The organism is Ruegeria sp. AH12 (assembly GCF_056541465.1).
Map to the genome: position 1 here is coordinate 358,168 of NZ_JBQFYL010000002.1, position 19,029 is coordinate 377,196.

General features: G+C 58.1%; 22 protein-coding genes. 2 read left to right on the plus strand and 20 right to left on the minus strand.

Annotation, left to right across the window (positions count from 1 at the left end; genetic code table 11):
- Positions 1–5 precede the first annotated feature (5 nt).
- From nuoF to ACR0EL_RS05925, 13 genes are all read right to left on the minus strand, one after another.
- Positions 6–1,304: an NADH-quinone oxidoreductase subunit NuoF gene (gene nuoF, locus ACR0EL_RS05865; RefSeq protein ID WP_480498852.1), complete on the minus strand. Its 1,299-nt coding sequence runs from the start codon at positions 1,302–1,304 to the stop codon at positions 6–8.
- Between the two features lie 6 nt (positions 1,305–1,310).
- Positions 1,311–1,538, minus strand: coding sequence for a DUF5337 domain-containing protein (locus ACR0EL_RS05870; RefSeq protein WP_170532293.1), 228 nt, complete (start codon positions 1,536–1,538; stop codon positions 1,311–1,313).
- A 1-nt stretch (position 1,539) separates the two neighbouring features.
- Positions 1,540–2,640: an NADH-quinone oxidoreductase subunit NuoE gene (gene nuoE / locus ACR0EL_RS05875; protein WP_480498853.1), complete on the minus strand. Its 1,101-nt coding sequence runs from the start codon at positions 2,638–2,640 to the stop codon at positions 1,540–1,542.
- A complete protein-coding gene (locus ACR0EL_RS05880; RefSeq protein WP_480498854.1) occupies positions 2,641–3,075 on the minus strand; it encodes a hypothetical protein in 435 nt (144 codons plus the stop codon).
- Entirely contained in the window at positions 3,072–4,295 is a 1,224-nt protein-coding gene (locus ACR0EL_RS05885; RefSeq protein ID WP_480498855.1) for an NADH-quinone oxidoreductase subunit D, read from the minus strand. Before ACR0EL_RS05885 ends, ACR0EL_RS05880 begins: the two co-directional genes overlap by 4 nt.
- The gene (locus ACR0EL_RS05890) at positions 4,295–4,426 is read right to left on the minus strand and encodes a hypothetical protein (RefSeq protein WP_480498856.1); all 132 of its coding nucleotides are present in this window, start codon (positions 4,424–4,426) and stop codon (positions 4,295–4,297) included. The genes ACR0EL_RS05885 and ACR0EL_RS05890 overlap by 1 nt, the downstream gene beginning before the upstream one ends.
- Position 4,427: 1 nt before the next feature.
- Positions 4,428–4,601 (minus strand): hypothetical protein, encoded by a 174-nt coding sequence (locus ACR0EL_RS05895; protein ID WP_170532285.1) that lies wholly within the window; start codon positions 4,599–4,601, stop codon positions 4,428–4,430.
- Complete coding sequence (locus ACR0EL_RS05900) at positions 4,601–5,206, minus strand: NADH-quinone oxidoreductase subunit C (RefSeq protein WP_480498857.1); 606 nt, start codon at positions 5,204–5,206, stop codon at positions 4,601–4,603. The genes ACR0EL_RS05895 and ACR0EL_RS05900 overlap by 1 nt, the downstream gene beginning before the upstream one ends.
- An 11-nt stretch (positions 5,207–5,217) precedes the next feature.
- Entirely contained in the window at positions 5,218–5,751 is a 534-nt protein-coding gene (locus tag ACR0EL_RS05905) for a NuoB/complex I 20 kDa subunit family protein (RefSeq protein ID WP_037307875.1), read from the minus strand.
- Positions 5,742–6,107, minus strand: a complete 366-nt coding sequence (locus ACR0EL_RS05910) for an NADH-quinone oxidoreductase subunit A (protein ID WP_170532281.1) — start codon at positions 6,105–6,107, stop codon at positions 5,742–5,744. Before ACR0EL_RS05910 ends, ACR0EL_RS05905 begins: the two co-directional genes overlap by 10 nt.
- A gap of 185 nt (positions 6,108–6,292) precedes the next feature.
- A complete protein-coding gene (locus ACR0EL_RS05915) occupies positions 6,293–7,081 on the minus strand; it encodes a crotonase/enoyl-CoA hydratase family protein (RefSeq protein ID WP_480498858.1) in 789 nt (262 codons plus the stop codon).
- Between the two features lies 1 nt (position 7,082).
- Positions 7,083–7,934 carry a hydroxymethylglutaryl-CoA lyase gene (locus ACR0EL_RS05920; protein ID WP_480498859.1) on the minus strand — a complete coding sequence of 284 codons (852 nt, stop codon included), beginning with the start codon at positions 7,932–7,934 and terminating at the stop codon, positions 7,083–7,085.
- Between the two features lie 59 nt (positions 7,935–7,993).
- Positions 7,994–9,925: an acetyl/propionyl/methylcrotonyl-CoA carboxylase subunit alpha gene (locus ACR0EL_RS05925; RefSeq protein WP_480498860.1), complete on the minus strand. Its 1,932-nt coding sequence runs from the start codon at positions 9,923–9,925 to the stop codon at positions 7,994–7,996.
- A gap of 46 nt (positions 9,926–9,971) precedes the next feature.
- Here ACR0EL_RS05925 and ACR0EL_RS05930 point away from each other — a divergent pair, with 46 nt between their 5' ends.
- Entirely contained in the window at positions 9,972–10,694 is a 723-nt protein-coding gene (locus tag ACR0EL_RS05930) for a class I SAM-dependent methyltransferase (RefSeq protein WP_480498861.1), read from the plus strand.
- A gap of 27 nt (positions 10,695–10,721) precedes the next feature.
- Here ACR0EL_RS05930 and ACR0EL_RS05935 read toward each other — a convergent pair whose 3' ends face one another.
- Genes ACR0EL_RS05935 through ACR0EL_RS05950 form a run of 4 tightly spaced genes read right to left on the minus strand, consistent with a single transcriptional unit; the run spans position 10,722 to position 14,920 of the window.
- Positions 10,722–11,144 (minus strand): ASCH domain-containing protein, encoded by a 423-nt coding sequence (locus ACR0EL_RS05935; RefSeq protein ID WP_480498862.1) that lies wholly within the window; start codon positions 11,142–11,144, stop codon positions 10,722–10,724.
- 1 nt (position 11,145) lies between these two features.
- Positions 11,146–12,750: a carboxyl transferase domain-containing protein gene (locus ACR0EL_RS05940; RefSeq protein WP_480498863.1), complete on the minus strand. Its 1,605-nt coding sequence runs from the start codon at positions 12,748–12,750 to the stop codon at positions 11,146–11,148.
- Positions 12,747–13,397: a lysozyme inhibitor LprI family protein gene (locus ACR0EL_RS05945; RefSeq protein ID WP_480498864.1), complete on the minus strand. Its 651-nt coding sequence runs from the start codon at positions 13,395–13,397 to the stop codon at positions 12,747–12,749. Before ACR0EL_RS05945 ends, ACR0EL_RS05940 begins: the two co-directional genes overlap by 4 nt.
- The gene (locus tag ACR0EL_RS05950) at positions 13,388–14,920 is read right to left on the minus strand and encodes an AMP-binding protein (RefSeq protein WP_480498865.1); all 1,533 of its coding nucleotides are present in this window, start codon (positions 14,918–14,920) and stop codon (positions 13,388–13,390) included. Before ACR0EL_RS05950 ends, ACR0EL_RS05945 begins: the two co-directional genes overlap by 10 nt.
- Before the next feature lie 136 nt (positions 14,921–15,056).
- Between ACR0EL_RS05950 and ACR0EL_RS05955 the strand changes: the two genes are divergently transcribed.
- Positions 15,057–15,662 (plus strand): OmpW family outer membrane protein, encoded by a 606-nt coding sequence (locus ACR0EL_RS05955; RefSeq protein ID WP_170532263.1) that lies wholly within the window; start codon positions 15,057–15,059, stop codon positions 15,660–15,662.
- A 47-nt stretch (positions 15,663–15,709) separates the two neighbouring features.
- On the opposite strand, the gene ACR0EL_RS05960 is transcribed toward ACR0EL_RS05955, so the two are convergent.
- The 3 genes from ACR0EL_RS05960 to ACR0EL_RS05970 all read right to left on the minus strand — a co-directional run bounded on the left by ACR0EL_RS05960 (position 15,710) and on the right by ACR0EL_RS05970 (position 19,002).
- Positions 15,710–16,873: an isovaleryl-CoA dehydrogenase gene (locus ACR0EL_RS05960; RefSeq protein ID WP_480498866.1), complete on the minus strand. Its 1,164-nt coding sequence runs from the start codon at positions 16,871–16,873 to the stop codon at positions 15,710–15,712.
- 87 nt (positions 16,874–16,960) lie between these two features.
- Complete coding sequence (locus ACR0EL_RS05965; RefSeq protein WP_170532259.1) at positions 16,961–17,515, minus strand: EF-hand domain-containing protein; 555 nt, start codon at positions 17,513–17,515, stop codon at positions 16,961–16,963.
- Positions 17,516–17,802: 287 nt separating this feature from the next.
- Complete coding sequence (locus ACR0EL_RS05970; RefSeq protein WP_480498867.1) at positions 17,803–19,002, minus strand: DegT/DnrJ/EryC1/StrS family aminotransferase; 1,200 nt, start codon at positions 19,000–19,002, stop codon at positions 17,803–17,805.
- Between the last annotated feature and the right edge of the window lie 27 nt (positions 19,003–19,029).

Below are 19,029 nucleotides of genomic sequence, written 5' to 3' on the forward strand. Positions count from 1 at the left end.
GTTTCCTACTCCGCTGCTATCGCGCTTGAACGGCCTGATTTCTGGGCCTTGATGCGATCTTCGATTTCGTCCCGGAAATTGCGGATCAGGCCCTGGATCGGCCAGGCCGCCGCATCACCAAGGGCGCAGATCGTGTGACCTTCGACCTGTTTGGTCACATCAAACAGCATGTCGATCTCTTCCAGCTCGGCCTCGCCGCGCACCAAACGATCCATCACGCGCATCATCCAACCTGTGCCTTCGCGGCAGGGCGTACACTGACCGCAGCTTTCGTGCTTGTAGAACTTGGACAGACGCCAGATCGCCTTGATGATGTCGGTGGACTTGTCCATCACGATCACCGCCGCCGTACCAAGGCCCGAGCCCAGATCGTTGCGCAGATAGTCGAAATCCATGATCGCATCGCGCATGTTCTCACCGCGCACACAAGGCACTGAGGAACCGCCGGGGATCACAGCCAGTAGATTGTCCCAGCCACCGCGAATGCCGCCGCAATGGGTTTCGATCAATTCCTCAAAGGAAATCGACATCGCCTCTTCGACGACGCAGGGGTTGTTCACATGGCCCGAGATCGCAAACAGCTTGGTGCCCGCATTGTTCTGACGACCAAAGCCCGCAAACCAATCTGCGCCCCGGCGTAGGATGGTGGGCACAACCGCGATGGATTCCACGTTGTTCACTGTGGTCGGGCAACCATAAAGGCCTGCCCCCGCCGGGAACGGAGGTTTCATACGCGGCATGCCCTTCTTGCCCTCAAGGCTTTCGATCAGGGCTGTTTCCTCACCGCAAATATAGGCCCCGGCCCCGTGATGCAGGAACAGATCGAAATCCCAGCCCGAACCAGCGGCATTCCTGCCCAGCAGACCAGCGTCATAAGCCTCATCAATCGCGGCCTGCAACGCCTCACGCTCGCGGATATATTCGCCGCGCAGGTAGATGTAGCAGGTATGTGCATTCATCGCGAAGGATGCGATCAGGCAGCCTTCGATCAGAGTATGCGGATCATGGCGCATGATCTCACGGTCCTTGCATGTGCCAGGCTCGGATTCATCCGCGTTCACGACCAGATAGGCCGGACGTCCGTCGCTTTCCTTGGGCATGAAGGACCATTTCAAACCGGTGGGGAAACCCGCGCCACCGCGACCGCGCAAGCCGGAATCCTTCATCGTCTGGATGATCCAGTCGCGCCCCTTTTCGATCAATCCAGCGGTGCCATCCCAATGCCCGCGAGCTTGTGCACCGCGCAGCGTACGCTCATGCATCCCGTAGATGTTGGTAAAGATCCGGTCCTGATCCTTCAGCATCGCGTGTTACCTTCGGCTTTCCTGACGCATGCGCCAGAGTTGAAATATGTTGACGCCCGCATAGATGAACCCGGCCAGGGCGGCGAGGTCAAAAAACAATGCGTGGCGCGTTGTCAGCCCCAAAGCGGGACCGATGAACAGGTTCATGGCAAGCCAGATCGCCATCGTCACGGCAATGACGATGCCAATATGTCGACCCTTGCGGGCGATGGCTTGTTCTTTATCCGTGTCCATCTCAGTCTTCGTACATACCGTCTTTCTTGGCGCGCTTGGCAAACTCGGTCTCTTCCCCCGTCGCCAGCTTGGCCGCCTGTGCGATCCAACCGTCGCGTTCGATCCGGCCTTTGAATTTCAACCGTGTATCGACCCAAGCCACATGTTCCGGCGTCCAAGCTGCGATCTGGTCGAAATGGTAAAAACCCAACTCATTCAGCGTCTGCTCAAGCTTCGGGCCGACACCTTTCAGCATTTTCAGATCATCTGCCTTACCATCCCGCGCTGCGGTCAGCGTTTCTGGCTGATCTTCCTTGGCGGCCTTCGCCTCCTCCGCCTGTTTCACAGCAGGTTTGGCCGGTTTCGGCGCTTTGGGCGGTTTCGGGGCCGATTTGGTCGCCGCGGCCTTGCCATCCTTGCCCAGCCATGGGGTCAGGATCGGAACCTCAGTCCCGTCGATGCGCTTGACCGTGTCGCCCAGATCGGTGGCCAAAGCCACGCTGGCATTGTATTGCGGCTTGCCGGCGTCATGGTCCGTCAGGCTGGTCAGCCCGCCCAGTGGTTCAGCTGCGTATCGCCCGTTCTGAGGGCCCGGTGTTGGCACCTTGCCTGCGGCCAGATCGTCAATGATCTTACCAAAGCTCGCGGCGGTAAGATCTTCGTAGTAGTCCTTGCCGATCTGCGCCATCGGTGCATTCGCGCAGGACCCGAGGCATTCGACCTCTTCCCAGCTCAGCTTGCCATCGACGGACAGCTCGTGCGGTTTGGCGGCAATCTTTTCCTTGCAGACCGCGATCAGGTCTTCGGCCCCGCAGATCATGCAGGAGGTCGTGCCACAGACCTGAATATGCGCCACAGAACCAACCGGTTGCAGCTGGAACATGAAGTAGAACGAGGCGACCTCAAGCACGCGAATATAGGCCATACCCAGCATGTCAGCGACGGATTCAATCGCCGGACGGGTCAGCCACCCCTCCTGCTCTTGCGCGCGCCACAGCAGTGGGATCACCGCACTGGCCTGACGACCTTCTGGGTACTTGGTGACCTGCGCTTCGGCCCATTGCTGGTTGGCAGCGGTGAAAGCAAAGCTCTCGGGTTGTTCGGGGTGAAGACGGCGGAGCATTTAGTCTATTCCTACTTTCCGAATGAAACATCCGCTGTCTGAATCCTGAGCGGATGTCATCACAACAAAGAAATCATCACCAGCGCTTAAACTCGGTCCTGTCACTGGGAAACCACTTCTTTTCACTTCGCAATCGTTCGATTGAAAAAGCCCGTCCATTCCAACTGCAAGGGCATTCAAAGACGCAACAAACCGGACTTTATTGCGGCTGCTTTCGGCGATCTCTACAAGCTGCAAGCACGAGCTATCCGGCAATACGCATCCATCAAGAGCATCCAGCATGTCGGACATAACTACCGAGACAGGTTTGTCGGCACCGCTTTCGATGGATTTTGACCAATCAAAAAAACGGGACTGCCCATCCGTCAACGCGGCAACGGACGAACCGCTGATCCCCAGAGCCGCAGCAACAATGATGGTGCGTTTGAAACTCACCGATCTATCTCCCCGAACACGACATCCATCGTTCCGATGATCGCGGCAACGTCGGCCAGCTGGTGTCCTCCGGCGACGTGGTCCATGGCTTGCAGGTGTAGGAACCCGGGCGCACGCAGCTTGGCGCGGTAGGGTTTGTTGGTTCCGTCGGCGACCAGATAGACGCCGAATTCGCCCTTGGGGGCCTCGACGGCGGCGTAAACCTCGCCTGCGGGGACGTGGAACCCTTCGGTGTAGAGCTTGAAGTGATGGATCAGGCTCTCCATCGAGGTCTTCATATCCGAGCGTTTCGGCGGGGTGATCTTGCCGCGTGCCAGAACGTCGCCTGGGCATTCACGGATTTTGGCGATGGCCTGACGGATGATCAGCAGCGACTGGCGCATCTCTTCCATGCGGCAGAGATAACGGTCGTAGCAGTCGCCATTCTTACCGACGGGGATCTGGAATTCGAACTCGTCATAGCATTCATAGGGCTGCGCGCGGCGCAGGTCCCATGCGAGGCCCGAGCCACGGACCATCACGCCCGAGAAACCGTATTTCTGGATGTCATCCTCGGTCACCACGCCAATATCGGCGTTGCGCTGTTTGAAGATGCGGTTTTCGGTCAGAAGACCGTCGATATCGTCCAGTACAGCGGGGAATTCGTGGCTCCACGCTTCGATATCGTCCAGCAGTTCCGGTGGCAGATCCTGATGAACGCCACCGGGGCGGAAATAGGCAGCGTGCAGGCGGGCCCCGCAGGCACGCTCGTAGAACACCATCAATTTTTCGCGCTCTTCAAAGCCCCAAAGCGGCGGGGTTAGCGCGCCCACGTCCATCGCCTGCGTGGTCACGTTCAGCAGGTGGTTCAGGATGCGCCCGATCTCGGAATACAGCACCCGGATCAGCGAGCCGCGGCGCGGCACTTCAACCCCGGTCAGCTTTTCGATGGCCAGACACCAGGCATGCTCCTGATTCATCGGCGCGACGTAGTCCAGACGGTCGAAATACGGCAGGTTCTGCAGATACGTCCGGCTTTCCATCAGCTTTTCGGTGCCACGGTGCAGCAGACCGATATGCGGATCGCAACGCTCCACAATCTCGCCGTCCAGCTCAAGCACCAAGCGCAAAACCCCGTGCGCCGCAGGGTGTTGTGGGCCGAAGTTGATGTTGAAGTTGCGAATCTTCTGCTCGCCGCTCAGCGCATCCGCGCTGCCGTCATCATATCTTGAGCCGTCCATCAACGCCTCCGTCTTTTCTTTGCTTCAGCCCGAACCCGGACCTTTTTTGCCTCAACGGCTTTGGCAGCAGCCCCGGCCAGCAATACACCCAGCGCGCCCAATGTGATCAGTTCGCCCAACATCGTCAGCATATTAACGGCGCTCCATTTCCTGTAGCTTGATCCCGACCCACCAGAGCAGGGCAATCGTGCCAAAAGGGACCAGACATAGCAGGCACCAGACCTTGTTGATCCCGAAGAACGGCAAAATCTTTACCATCGGAATGATGGTCAGCGCGGAAAGGATCAGCCACCAGATACCCCCCATCACTCGGCCTCCTGCTTCTCATCCCCCGGCAGGATGTAGTTCGCACCTTCCCACGGGGACATGAAATCAAACTGACGGTATTCCTGCACGAGGCTGACGGGTTCGTAGACCACGCGTTTTTGCGCCTCGTCATAGCGTACTTCGGTATAACCGGTGGTCGGGAAATCCTTGCGCAGCGGATAGCCCCGGAAGCCGTAATCGGTCAGGATGCGCCGCAAATCCGGATGGCCCGAGAACAGGATGCCGAACATATCGAACACCTCACGCTCAAACCAGTTGGCCGAGGGGTGCACGTCAACGATCGAGGGCACCATGTCTTCTTCACGGATCGAGACCCGCAGACGGATGCGCTGGTTCTGGTACATCGACAAGAAGTGGTACACCACGTCGAACCGTTTAGCCCGCTCTGGGTAGTCCACGCCGGTGATATCCACTAAGGTCGAGAATTGACAGGACCGGTCGCTTTTCAGGAATTCAGTGAATTCGACAAGGTTCGACAGCGCAACATCAACGTTCAATTCTCCATGGGTCACATCCCAGGACAGAACACAATCCGAGCGTTTCAGTTCAAGCTGTGCGCCGAGTTCTTTGAGTGCTTCGCTCATCTGCCCCTCCCTCAGCGTACAATCGTGCCGGTGCGGCGGATCTTACGTTGCAGTTGCATCAGGCCATAGAGCAGCGCCTCGGCGGTCGGAGGGCAGCCGGGTACGTAGATGTCCACCGGGACGATCCGGTCACAGCCGCGCACGACCGAATAGGAATAGTGGTAGTAGCCACCGCCATTCGCGCAGGAGCCCATCGAGATCACATAGCGCGGTTCGGGCATCTGATCGTAAACCTTGCGCAACGCCGGGGCCATCTTGTTGGTCAGGGTACCAGCCACGATCATCACGTCCGACTGACGTGGGGACGCGCGGGGCGCGATGCCGAACCGTTCCGCGTCATAGCGCGGCATCGAGGTGTGCATCATTTCGACCGCGCAACAGGCCAGACCAAAGGTCATCCAGTGCAAGCTGCCAGTGCGCGCCCAGTTGATGATGTCCTCGGTCGAAGTCAGCAGGAACCCTTTGTCCTGAAGCTCGGCGTTCAGGGCCTGGGTGGCGACCTCTTTATCGACGCCAGCGGTGTTTGCACCCGTCATCACTCCCATTCCAGGGCCCCTTTCTTCCACTCATAGGCAAAGCCAATGGTTAGAACGCCCAGGAACACCATCATGGACCAGAAACCAACATCGCTGATGTCCTTGAAGCCGACGGCCCAGGGAAACAGAAAGGCGATTTCAAGATCGAAGATGATGAAGAGAATCGCGACCAGATAGAATCGGACATCAAATTTCATCCGCGCGTCATCAAATGCGTTGAAGCCGCATTCATATGCGCTGACTTTTTCGGGATCGGGATTGCGGACGGCCAAAACGACAGCCGCCAGAATCAGTACGATTCCAAGGCCCACGGCCACGGCCAGAAACACCAGGATCGGGAGATATTCCCGCAACAGCTCTTCCAAGAGTAGCTCCTTTCCTGCGCGATCCATATTGAGCGCGCGGTCAATTGGCGAGTTGACTGGACATTCTCTATCTCTGCAGGGTCAGAGGGTCAACCGATCACAAGCGCGCAGGTCATCAACCTTGAACTTGACAAACACCCAAAGGCGCTCGCGCGTTCAGTAACCAACTGCGCTCGGAATCAGGGTTAAACTTTGTTGATCCACTTGGGCTTACGTTTCTCAAAGAAAGCGTTAATGCCCTCATGCGCTTCTTCTGTTTCCCAGCGCGAAACCAGCGCATTGATCGTATGGTCAATCACCTGATCGTCAATCTGAGGCCCAAGATCCTGCACCAGCGCCTTGGCCGAGGCAACCGCCCCCGGTGCGCAGTTCAGATAGGGAAGAACTTCGCCCTCGATGGCCTGATCCAACCCGTCTGCCGCGACCGTTTTGGCCAAAAGCCCAAGCCTCACCGCCTCGGCCGCATCAAACAGACGCGCTGACATGAAAACCCGGCGGGCCTTGGCCGCCCCCATACGTGCGATAACATAGGGCCCAATCGTCGCCGGGATCAGGCCCAGCTTTGTCTCGGTCAGTCCCATCTTCAGAGTTTCGACACCAATCGCCACATCGCAGACCGCTGCCAGACCCACGCCACCGCCGAACGCATTGCCCTGCAACGCTCCGATCAGGGGTTTCGGCATCGTGTTGAGCGCTTGCAGCATCTCCGCAAGCTTGCGTGCTTCGATGAAACGCGTTGAGGGATCGGCTGCCATCTGATCCTGCATCCAACCCAAATCCCCTCCGGCGCAGAAGGATTTACCAGCGGCTGTCAGTACGACAACCCGCACAGTGGGGTCTTGCCCCAAATCCTGCGCTGCGCGCGTCAGTTCGGCGATCATCGTGGCCGACATCGCGTTGTGTTTTTCCGGGCGGTTTAGGCACAGGGTCGCAACGCCGCGTGCATCTGTGACGACAGAGATCGTTTCGTACATTTTAGCCCCTCATGGCGCGCGCCATTTGCGCGGCTTGATCCAACACTTTGGCATCCAAGCCGGTGGCATATCCCAACCGTTCCAGATGCGCCGCAACGGCTTCAGTCGCGACATTGCCCGCTGCACCGGGGGCGTAGGGGCAACCACCAAGGCCACCAACGGCGGCATCGAATACACGGACGCCCAGTGAAAGCGAGGCATCTATATTGTCCAACGCCCTGCCATTCGTGTCGTGAAAATGACCGGCCAGTCGGGTCACGGGAACACGCTCGCGCACCGCCATCAGCATCCGCGCGATCTTGTCTGGCGTCCCCTGCCCGATTGTATCGCCCAAAGACACCTCATAGCAGCCGTGTGAGAACAAAAGATCCGCGACCTCGGCCACCTTTTCGGGCGGTGTCGGCCCATCATACGGGCAGTCGGTCACGCAAGAGACATAGCCGCGCACTGGCAGGTCGATGTGCCGCGCGGCGTCCAGGATCGGCGTGAACCGTTCAATCGACTCGGCAATGGTGGCATTGATATTGGCTTTCGAGAATCCCTCGGACGCCGAGGCAAAAACCGCGATCTCATCCGCTTTGGCCGCCAATGCATCTTCATACCCCCGCATATTGGGGGTCAGGGCCGCATATCGCATGCCCTTTGCGCGCGTTATGCCGGCCAGAACCTCGGCGCTGCCTGCCATCTGGGGAACCCATTTGGGTGAAACAAAGCTGGCCACTTCGATCCGGTTGAACCCGGCATCCGACAGGCAATCGACAAGCGTAATCTTCTCGGCCACCGGAATGTCGCGCGTTTCGTTCTGCAACCCGTCCCGAGGCCCGACTTCAAAAATTTCTACCCGTTCGCCCATGCCTCAACTCCCTTTGGTGTCCAAACTGATCGTGACACATGCTCAGACTTTCGAACAGCCTAGCTATCTTCCAACCGGACCAAGGCGGCACCGGCTTCGACCTGAGCACCTTCTTCGGCCAGAACCTCTGCGACAACACCATCCCGAGCAACAAGCAGGGAATGTTCCATCTTCATCGCCTCCAGCACCGCCAAACGGTCGCCCTCCTTGACGGTTTGACCGACCACTGCAAAGACCGCTTTGACAAGTCCGGGCATCGGCGCCTCAATCAGGTTGGTATCCCCAGCCGCGCTGGCCTCGCGATCCAACGGATCGACCATGTCAAAACCCTGACCATAATCCTGGAAGACCGTGATCCGGGGACCAGTGATCGCGACATTGGGCATCGGTTTTCCGTTGATCAGCCAGCGCCCGTCCTGGCGTTGAGCCGTGACGACCGTCTCGCCCACCTGCCATTCCTGTCGCTCGGCGCTGATGACTTGAACATCAAGCTCGATACGATCCTCACCGGATATCAACTGAACCGCCCGATGCAGAGGCGCCCAAAGCGAGAAACCAGCGTCTGCCTGCATGTCCACCAAGTTCGAAGCCCGCATGGCTGCCGCCACAAGGGTTTCAGGCCGTGGCGGTACCGCCCGCACCAATTCGTCAAGGTCGCGCCCGATCAGCCCCGTATCGACATCGCCCGAGGCAAAGCCAGTATGCCGGGTCAAGGCCCCCAGGAATGATAGGTTGGTAACCGTTCCGGCGACCTCAGTCCCTTGCAACGCGCGGTGTAACTGTTCAAGTGCGACCGCCCGCGTTGGCCCGTGCACAATCACCTTTGCAATCATCGGGTCATACCAGGGGCTGATCGTGTCCCCTGCCCGCACGCCGCTATCCGCCCGGCACCCTTGAGGAAAGCGCAGATGGGTCAGGGTACCTGTTGCTGGCAGGAATCCCTTGGGTACATCTTCGGCATAGAGCCGCGCCTCGAACGCGTGGCCGTTGATTGACAGTTCATTTTGCTGTTTCGGCAAGCTCTCGCCCGCTGCCACACGCAACTGCCATTCGACCAGATCGACGCCCGTGATCGCCTCGGTCACCGGGTGTTCAACCTGTAGGCGCGTGTTCATTTCCATGAACCAGAACCGATCCGGGCGCAGTCCCTCGGACGCGTCGACGATGAACTCAACCGTTCCTGCCCCTTTGTAGCCAATCGCCTCAGCCGCGCGGACACCTGCCTGTCCCATGGCGTCGCGCATTTCAGTGGTCATGCCGGGGGCCGGAGCCTCTTCGATCACCTTCTGATGCCGTCGCTGCAACGAGCAGTCCCGTTCGAATAGGTGAACTGCGTGCGTGCCGTCACCAAAGACCTGCACCTCGATATGGCGGGGCTTCGCAACGAATTTCTCAACCAATACAGCATCATTGCCGAAGGCGGTTTTCGCCTCACCGCGCGCGCTGTCGAGAGCCGGCAGAAAATCCTCGGGATTTTCGACCAGCCGCATCCCCTTGCCGCCGCCGCCTGCCACGGCCTTGATCAACACAGGATAGCCGATGGTTTCCGCCGCTACGGCCAGATGCTCGGGGTCCTGATTGTCCCCGTGATAGCCTGGCACCACAGGCACGCCTGCCTCCTCCATAAGAACCTTGGCCGCGTCTTTAAGGCCCATCTTGCAGATCGCCTCCGCCGATGGTCCGATGAACGTCAAACCCGCAGCCTCAACCGCATCCACGAATTCGGGATTCTCGGACAGAAACCCATAGCCCGGATGGATCGCCTGCGCACCAGTGTCCAGCGCCGCCTGAATGATCACATCACCCTTCAGATAACTTTCAGCCGGGGCCGCGCCACCGATATGCACCGCCTCATCCGCCATCTGCACATGCTTGGTCGAGGCATCGGCATCGGAATAAACAGCGACACAGGACACGCCCATTTTCTGAGCCGTCTCCATAACTCTGCAAGCAATCTCGCCACGGTTGGCAATCAGGATTTTATTGAACATTGGTAACCCCTTGAAATCCGGTTCTCCTCTCCGCAGGGTCCAGACCATGAGCAATGACATCTATGACCCCGACTTTGTGGCAGGCGTGTTCGACCGGTGTTCGGATTCCTACCGAAATTGGAGCGCAGTCGCGTCCTTCGGCCTGGTTCGCGCATGGCGCAGAGCATGTGTGAAAGGGCTGACCTTGTCCAAGGACACGCAAGCGTCCGGAGTCGATCTCATGGCCGGCACCGGAGAAGCTTGGCCTCATCTGCTTGCCGAGTTTCCTAGAATCGCGAACGTTACCGCGGTCGACATAAGCCCGGGGATGCACAAACATGCTATGAGCCGTTTGCACAAAAGCCGGGATGGCCGCATCACCCACCTCTGTGCCAATATGTTGACGACAGATCTTCCAACCGCCTCGGCGGATTTTGCGATTTCTACCTTTGGATTGAAAACCTTTAACGCACAGCAGCATCAGGTTTTCGCCAATCAGCTTTGTCGTATTCTCAAACCCGGCGCTCCGTTTTCGTTGATCGAGGCAACGGACCCTGTGGATTGGTTTTTGCGGCCTGTTTACCGTTTCTATCTTGATGGAGTGCTTCCGCAAGTTGAGCGTTTCTTTCTGAATGGTGCGCAAGACTTCACCATGATCGGTGAATACACACGGAATTTCGGAAAAGGTGAGACCGTTTTGACAGCCCTTAAATCCGCAGGGCTGAACGTCGAAATGACCTACTATGTAAGTGGCAGCGCTGTTCGGTTTTCTGGAACCAAACCAAACTGAGCGGCGCGTTTCCGTAAGCATCCCCATCTACCGTTTGCCCGCCAGATCTTCGACAAGACGAAATCGCTCGCAGACCAACTCCATCTCAGGATCGAACCCGCCATTGCGCTCGAAATAGCGGCGGTGATCATCGCGCCACCCCGCAAGCGTTTCATTCTCGCCCTCGGCCAGCGCAAAACCTTCGGTCACATCGCAATAGCGACAGATCGTAACCTCGACCGTTTCGATCACCAGCGCCGGGCGATCATCCCAGCTCAGAGCAATATCGCGCCGCCCGACCACGGGCATGTCGAGAGAGCCCTCGGGATAGTTCCGCAGCGCATCGCAGGTCGCTGTCTTCTTTCCTGCGCGCACAAGGGCCAGCAGTTCGGCACTCAGCGCCGCGTTGTCCCCAAACTTGAAGGTCTGTGCGCCTGGGTAGCGGTTTCTTAGCTGTTCCAGATCGGTCATCTTACATCCTGAACACGCCGAAACGTGTCTCCTCAATCGGGGCATTCAGCGCAGCGCTGAGCGATAAGGCCAACACATCACGGCTTTTGCGCGGATCAATGATGCCGTCATCCCAGAGCCGGGCCGAGGCGTAGAGCGGGTGTGACTGTTCCTCGAACATCTGCAGTGTCGGGCGTTTGAATTCGGCTTCTTCCTCGGCGGACCATGTACCGCCCTGCCGTTCGATCCCGTCGCGTTTGACGGTGGCCAGAACACCCGCTGCCTGCTCGCCACCCATCACGGAAATCCGAGAATTCGGCCAAGTCCACAGGAACCGAGGCTGATAGGCCCGCCCCGCCATGCCATAGTTTCCGGCCCCGAATGAGCCTCCGACAAGCATCGTGACCTTCGGCACCGAGGTTGTTGCCACCGCCGTCACCATCTTGGCCCCGTGCCGCGCGATGCCCTCGTTTTCGTATTTGCGACCGACCATAAAGCCGGTGATGTTCTGCAGGAACACCAGTGGGGTTTTGCGTTGCGAGCACAGCTCGACAAAATGCGCGCCCTTCTGGGCAGCTTCGGAAAACAGCACGCCATTATTGGCGATGATGCCGACCGGGCAGCCTTTGACATGGGCAAAGCCGGTCACCAGCGTTTCCCCGAACCGCGGCTTGAACTCATCGAACCGAGAGCCATCGACCAACCGCGCGATCACCTCGCGGATATCATAAGGCGTGCGCAGATCAGCCGGAACAACGCCGAGGATTTCCTCGGGGTCATAGGCCGGGTCTTCGGGGCTGGCCCAATCGACCGTTTGCGGCTTGCGCAGGTTCAACGAGCCGACAGCCCGTCGCGCCAAAGCCAGAGCGTGGGCGTCATCCTCGGCGAGATAGTCTGCCACGCCGGACAGGCGGGTATGCACGTCACCGCCGCCCAGATCTTCGGCACTGACGACCTCGCCGGTCGCTGCTTTCACCAGAGGCGGACCGGCCAAGAAGATCGTGCCTTGTTCTTTCACAATGATGGTCACGTCCGACATTGCGGGTACATAGGCCCCACCAGCCGTACAGGACCCCATCACCACAGCGATCTGAGCGATCCCCTTCGCGCTCATCCGCGCTTGGTTATAAAAGATACGGCCAAAGTGATCGCGGTCGGGGAAGACCTCATCCTGATTTGGCAGGTTCGCACCGCCGCTGTCGACCAGATAGATGCAGGGCAGATGATTTTCCTCGGCGATCTCCTGCGCGCGCAGGTGTTTCTTCACCGACATCGGATAATAGGTGCCGCCCTTCACCGTGGCGTCGTTGCACACGACCATGACCTCGAGCCCCTGCACCCGACCGATCCCTGCGATCACCCCGGCACAAGGCGCGGCATCACCATACATCCCATGCGCCGCCGTCGCGCTGATCTCTAGAAACGGAGACCCTGGATCGAGCAGGTTCGCCACCCTGCGCCGAGGCAGCATCTTGCCCCGAGATATGTGCCGCGAACGGGATTTCTCGCCCCCGCCCATGCGGGCGGCTTCGGCAGCTTCGGAGATTTGCGCTAGCGCGCCGAGATGGGCGATGCGGTTTGCCTTGAAACCCTCGGAGGTGGGCATGGCTTTGGAGGTTAGTTTCATCGTTCAGCTACCCCGCGTGCTTCACAAATTTCCCGTATAATACTGCCTTGTTGCCAGCTACAGATTCCCACTATCTTTCGCTCCATCTTTAGAGCCTGCTCAGCCGTTCTGCGCATCCAGCATGCGCCTCTGGTCGGCCCAGCAGCTGTTCCACCCCAATAAACACTGGCTCGAAAACGGCAGTCAGCTTCGGAATACACTTTCCATTCGGCTTGCATCTTTTTTAATGTCTCAGGCGCAGTCCCTTTGAACGCATGATCATCTTGGGAGACATGGCCATGAAGTCTATGAGCCCATTCTGCCAAATCTGAGTAATTTTCTTCCAGCATTCTATCCCAAAAAACGGTCTCGGCGTCCAAACACACAATCATTCCATAGGTCGAATAGTCAGTCCGCTCCATGCAGTCTTGGGCAGCAATACCAATGCACTCATAAACCGCGTCTGGGATTGCTCGCAGAGGCTTTTTCTTTTCGAGACCCACTCGGGCATCAACTAAGCATTCCTCAATGATTTCAGATTCCACCCAATAGCTGTCGTTTTGTGCTGAAGCGATCTCATAAGCATGAGAGGTTTGAGCAAGAACGCCTACACCCGACGCAAACATGATAAGAATACATACTAATCTTGAAGACTCTTTCAGCGGCATTTCCTTATCTCCCCAGCCGCCCGCGCCTTCAGTTCCTTCCGGATCACCTTCCCCGTGACCGTCATTGGCAATTCCTCCAAAAACGCCACCTCGCGCGGATACGAATAATGCGCCAGACGGTCCTTGACCCAATCCTGCAACTCGCGCTCCGCCGCCTCAGCCCCCGGTTTCAGCACCACATAAGCCTTAACGATCTCTGTCCGCAGCGGGTCGGGCTTGCCGACCACGCCGACCGTTGCCACCGCCGGATGGGTCAGCAGGCAATCCTCGATTTCGGCCGGGCCAATGCGGTATCCGGCTGAGGTAATCACGTCATCATCGCGACCGACGAAGCGCAGATAGTCGCCCTCCCAAACGCCGCGATCCCCGGTGATCAGCCAATTCCCCCGGAATTTCTCGGCCGTCGCTTGCGGATTGTTCCAGTATTCCAAAAGCATCGAGGCCGATCCACGCCGGATAGCGACGTCGCCTTCCTCGCTCGTCGGATTGCCATCCTCGTCAATCACCGCCACCTTATGCCCCTGAACAGGCTTACCGATACAACCGGGGTTCACCGGGAAATCCTGAGCGCAGGAAGACACCACCATGTTGCATTCGGTCTGACCGTAGAATTCGTTGATCGTCAATCCGAACGCCTGTTGCCCCCATGCTAGAATCTCGGCGCCCAGAGGCTCACCCCCTGAAGCGACCGAGCGCAAGCCGGGGATGCTCTGATCCGCCGCTTTCAGCATCCGCAGCGCGGTCGGAGGGAAGAACACGTTTCGCACCCCAACCTGCGCGATGACATCTGCGCAAGCCTCCGCCGAGAACTTATCCAGCCGTGCCGCAACCACTGGGACGCCCAACGCCAATCCCGGCATCAGCACATCGAACAAACCACCAATCCAGGCCCAATCGGCAGGGGTCCACAGGCAGTCCCCGTCGCGCAGGTGATTATGGCTGATTGAAACGCCGGGCAAATGGCCCGTCAGCACCCGATGCCCGTGCAGCGCGCCCTTGGGGCTGCCGGTTGTGCCCGACGTATAGATGAGCACCGCCGGATCATCCGGCCCAGTCTGAGCAAAGGGAAGTGGAGCGCCGGGCACCCCTACCTCGGATGCGATCAGAGGCTTTGCGATCCCTTCGAGCAGCCCGGCGCCTTCGACATCGGTCAGCACAACACTTGCACCCGCATCACTGACACGAGACCGCAAAGCCTCCTGTTTGAACAGCTTGAACAGGGGAACCGAGATCGCGCCCATCTTCCAGATCGCCAGATGTGCGGCGGCACACCATTGGGATTGGCTGAGCAGGACACCGATCCGGTCACCTGGCTGCACCTGCTGCTGCAAGGCACGGGCGATCCCGTCGGTCATCTGATGCAGCTGTTCATAGGTCACACGCTGTTCGGAAAGGCCGGTCAGATCGATCACGGCAATACGATCATTAGGATGATCCAGACACTGACGCGCCATGTTCAACCGGTCGGGCAGATCCCAGCCACCCTCTGGGCGCAAACCAGGTATGCGCGTAGGGTCAAGCATCTGCTAGGCCTCTTTTTTCATTGAATTTTCCCGCTGGACACAGGCAACCAGAACCAAGCGAAACTTGATGCAGATCAGAGCGCGGATGGGCCTTTGCCGTCACACACGGGGCATCAACAAAACCAAAGGCAAGATCATGATGAAAACGCTCGCCGCTTTGACATTCTCGACCGCACTGGCCGCTTTGGCCGTGCCCGCATTTGCCCAATCGCAGGGCGACTGGACCCTTGGCGTAGGTGTGGGATATCTGGACCCGAAATCCGACAACGGAACGCTTGCGGGGCTTAGCGCAGATATCGACGCGGATACCCGCCCGATCTTCACCGCCGAATACTTTATCCGTGACAATCTGGGGATCGAGCTTTTGGCTGCAACGCCCTTCAGCCACGACATCACTCTGGGAGGCAGCACTGATGCGGGCAGCGTCAAGCACCTGCCCCCGACCCTGTCGCTGAACTATCACTTCCCGACCAACAGCGCCTGGAAACCCTATGTCGGGGCCGGTCTGAACTACACGATCTTCTTCGACGAAAGTTCTCCGCTGGGTGATCTCAAAGTCGACAACTCGTTCGGGGTCGCGCTGCAGGCCGGGCTGGACTATCAGGTCACCCAAAACGGGGCAGTCCGACTGAATGTGCGCTGGTTCGACATCGACTCTGACGTGACCCTGGATGGCGCCGATATCGGCACCGCCGAAATCGATCCCTGGCTGGTCGGTGTGTCCTACGTCCATCGGTTCTGATCCAATCCAGAGCGCCCCGCCGACCCAAAGTCAGCGGGGCGTTTTCTTCACTGCATCTCACTCATCAGCTCGCGACCAATCAGCATCCGGCGAATTTCGCTGGTGCCTGCACCGATCTCCATCAGTTTGGCATCTCGGAAAATCCGGCTGACCGGCGCGTCCGACAGGAACCCGGCCCCACCCATTGCCTGAACCGCCTGATGCGCCTGCGTCATCGCCGCCTCTGAGGCATAGAGACAGCACGCCGCTGCATCCTGCCGCGTCACATCCCCACGATCGCAGGCCTTTGCAACCTCGTAGACATAGGCCCGGGCAGAGTTCATCGCGGTGTACATATCTGCGATCTTGCCCTGCATCAGCTGGAAGCTGCCAATGGGTTTGCCGAACTGTTTGCGTTCGGCCAGATAGGGCATGATCTCATCAAGACAGGCCGCCATGATCCCGGTTCCGATCCCGGCCAGAACGACACGTTCGTAGTCGAGCCCAGACATCAGAACGGCAACGCCCTTGCCTTCTTCGCCCAGAACATTTTCGAACGGCACTTCGACATCTTCAAAGATCAGTTCCGCTGTATTGGACCCGCGCATTCCAAGCTTGTCGAAATGCGGTGAGGTCGAGAAGCCCTTCATCTCTTTTTCGATCAGAAACGCGGTGATCCCTTTAGAGCCCGCCTCTGGGTCTGTCTTGGCGTAGACGACCAGCGTATCCGCATCCGGCCCGTTGGTGATCCAGTATTTGTTGCCATTCAGCCGGTAGTGATCGTTGCGTTTTTCCGCGCGCAGCTTCATCGAAACCACATCCGATCCTGCCGAAGCCTCTGACATCGCCAATGCACCCACATGCGCGCCAGAAATCAGGCGCGGCAGGTACTTTTGCTTTTGCTCCTCATTGCCGTTCAGCTTGATCTGATTCACACACAGGTTGGAATGCGCCCCATATGACAGCGAAACCGAGGCCGAGGCACGCGCCACTTCCTCGACCGCAATTGTATGAGCCAAATACGACATTCCGGCCCCACCATATTCCTCGGGCACCGTCACGCCCAGAAGGCCAAGCTCTCCCATCTCCGCCCATAGCTCATTGGGAAAAGCATTAGACGCGTCGATCTCGGCGGCCATCGGCTTGACCCGTTCCTGCGCCCAGCGATGCACCATCTCGCGCAGCGCGTTTACATCCTCGCCGAGATCAAAAGTCATTGCCGCCTGGAACATTTAGTCTGCCTTTGCGCTATACATCAGTAATTGAACACATGTTCATTTATAGCGAGGCGAAGAGTGTCTGTCCAGTTGGAATGCGGTCTAGTGGTTCACGAACTCACCCAAGCTGATCCGCCCATCACCATCTGTATCTATTTGCTCCAAAATCTCAGAAGCGCGGGCGGCGCTGTGCATACCAATGGCCGCTCTGCATTCCGCGCTGACTTTGGCTTCGTCTTCACGAAAGCCGAACTCCAACTCTGCCAAGGTCACAAATCCGTCCTCGTTGGTATCGGCGGATGTGAAATCGTCAGCCCGGTAGCGTTCGTTTGCCGCTACGACTTCAGACAAGGTAATGCGGCCATCGTTGTCAGCATCTGAGAAGCCAATAGCATCATCTGCCAGTTCTTCCGGCGACATTGACCAAACCTTCGCCAGTTCGGTTCCATCACAATCGCTAGGTAAGTTCACCTGTTCGGCCTGCTGCGTCATGTAACTCAGCATTTCGATCCGATCGACAAATCCATCGCCATTGGTATCCTTGGCACGAAAGTTGCCAGCGAAATCGGTTTTTGCAGATGCTCCAGACATCGATACAGCGGCTAAGATAGCGATCGTCAGAATTACTGGAGACGCCGCAACTACTGTCTTTTTCATGGTCGAAACCTCCTTCGAGTTTGAATGAGGCACTCCATCTTCAGCGATCAACCGGCGCAAAGCCGCGCTCATGGTTTCCCCGCGCGCAGCAACCCGTGCGGCGAACGCGTTTTTTTCCGACAGGCTTAGCCTGACTTCCAGAGATTCAGATTTTTTCTCTTTGGTCATGGTTCCGCAATAATATCTGATGGTGTGCCCGCTCAAAGAAGCAAAGACACCTCAATTTGCCAGCATCATAACGTCCGTACGCAAGCGAAATCGTGTCCGGACAAAAGAGTTTGCTGTTTTTATGCCGTCGCCAGATTGTGGATCCGCGCGACTTCTTCCCGAATTATTCGAGCGATCAGATCACAGTCCTGTAAAGAGAACGTAAGAGGGACACGCATATCCAAAATACCCGTAAGGATACGATCCGATCCCGGCATACGTTCGCTTTCGACATAGCGCCAGCTGTCATAGCGAGAGGTGAAGCCTGTCGGTTCAGCCCCACCAAACCATTTCAACTCGACCCCCCGTTTTGCGCACCGTTCAATAACCTCGGTGATCCGATCGGGCGCCCAGTCCAGAAGCAGGAACTGGATCGACGAACCGACATAGGTTTCTTCCTCTGGCCGGTCCACAATTGTCAGCCCCGGTGTTCCGCGCAAGCCAGCCTCGATGGCCCGGTATCTTTCATTCCAACGCCCTACCTGCCGGTCCAGATCGCGCAACTGCGGACGTAGGATCGCGGCGCGCAGATTATCCATCCGGCCCGAAACATTGGGGGTGTTGTATTTGACGCGCTCGAACACCTCGGGTGATGGTGCGGCCAGATGACGTTCGTACAGCATGTAGGACCCCGACAACATCGTGGCCTTGGCTGCAAGCTCCTCATCATCGGTGATCAGCAGGCCGCCTTCGCCGGAATTCACGTGCTTGTAGGTCTGGCAGGAATAGCAGCCGATTGCCCCCTGCCGACCGGACAATTGCCCCCTCCAAGCTGCGCCCATCGTGTGTGCGCAGTCTTCGATCACAACGACGCCAGCGGCATCGCACATCTGCATCAGGCGATCCATGTCGCACAAATGCCCCCGCATATGACTGAGCATCAGAACCCGCGCCTGATCCAGTTTGGCCGAAAGATCGTCCAGATCGATGGTCAGGTTCTCGGACACGCCCACGAACACAGGCTTGGCCCCGACCGAGGCAATCGAGCCCGGCACAGGTGCAAGAGTAAAGGCATTCGTCAAAACCGGGTCACCCGGTTGAACACCCACCGCGCGCAAGGCAGTTGCAAGCGCATACCCGCCCGAAGACACGGCGAGACAAAATTTAGCCCCCATCTGGGCGGCAAATTCCTGTTCCAACAATGCGGTCTCGCCCAACTCACCCGGTGCGACGTTATAGCGATGCAGACGCCCGTGACGCAGCACGGCCAGCGCGGCCTCGATCGCTTCGTCGGGGATCGGTTCTTGCTGGGTGAAACTGCCGGTGAATGTCTCAGTCATGGCTCAGTCATGGGGCTCTATCCGCTT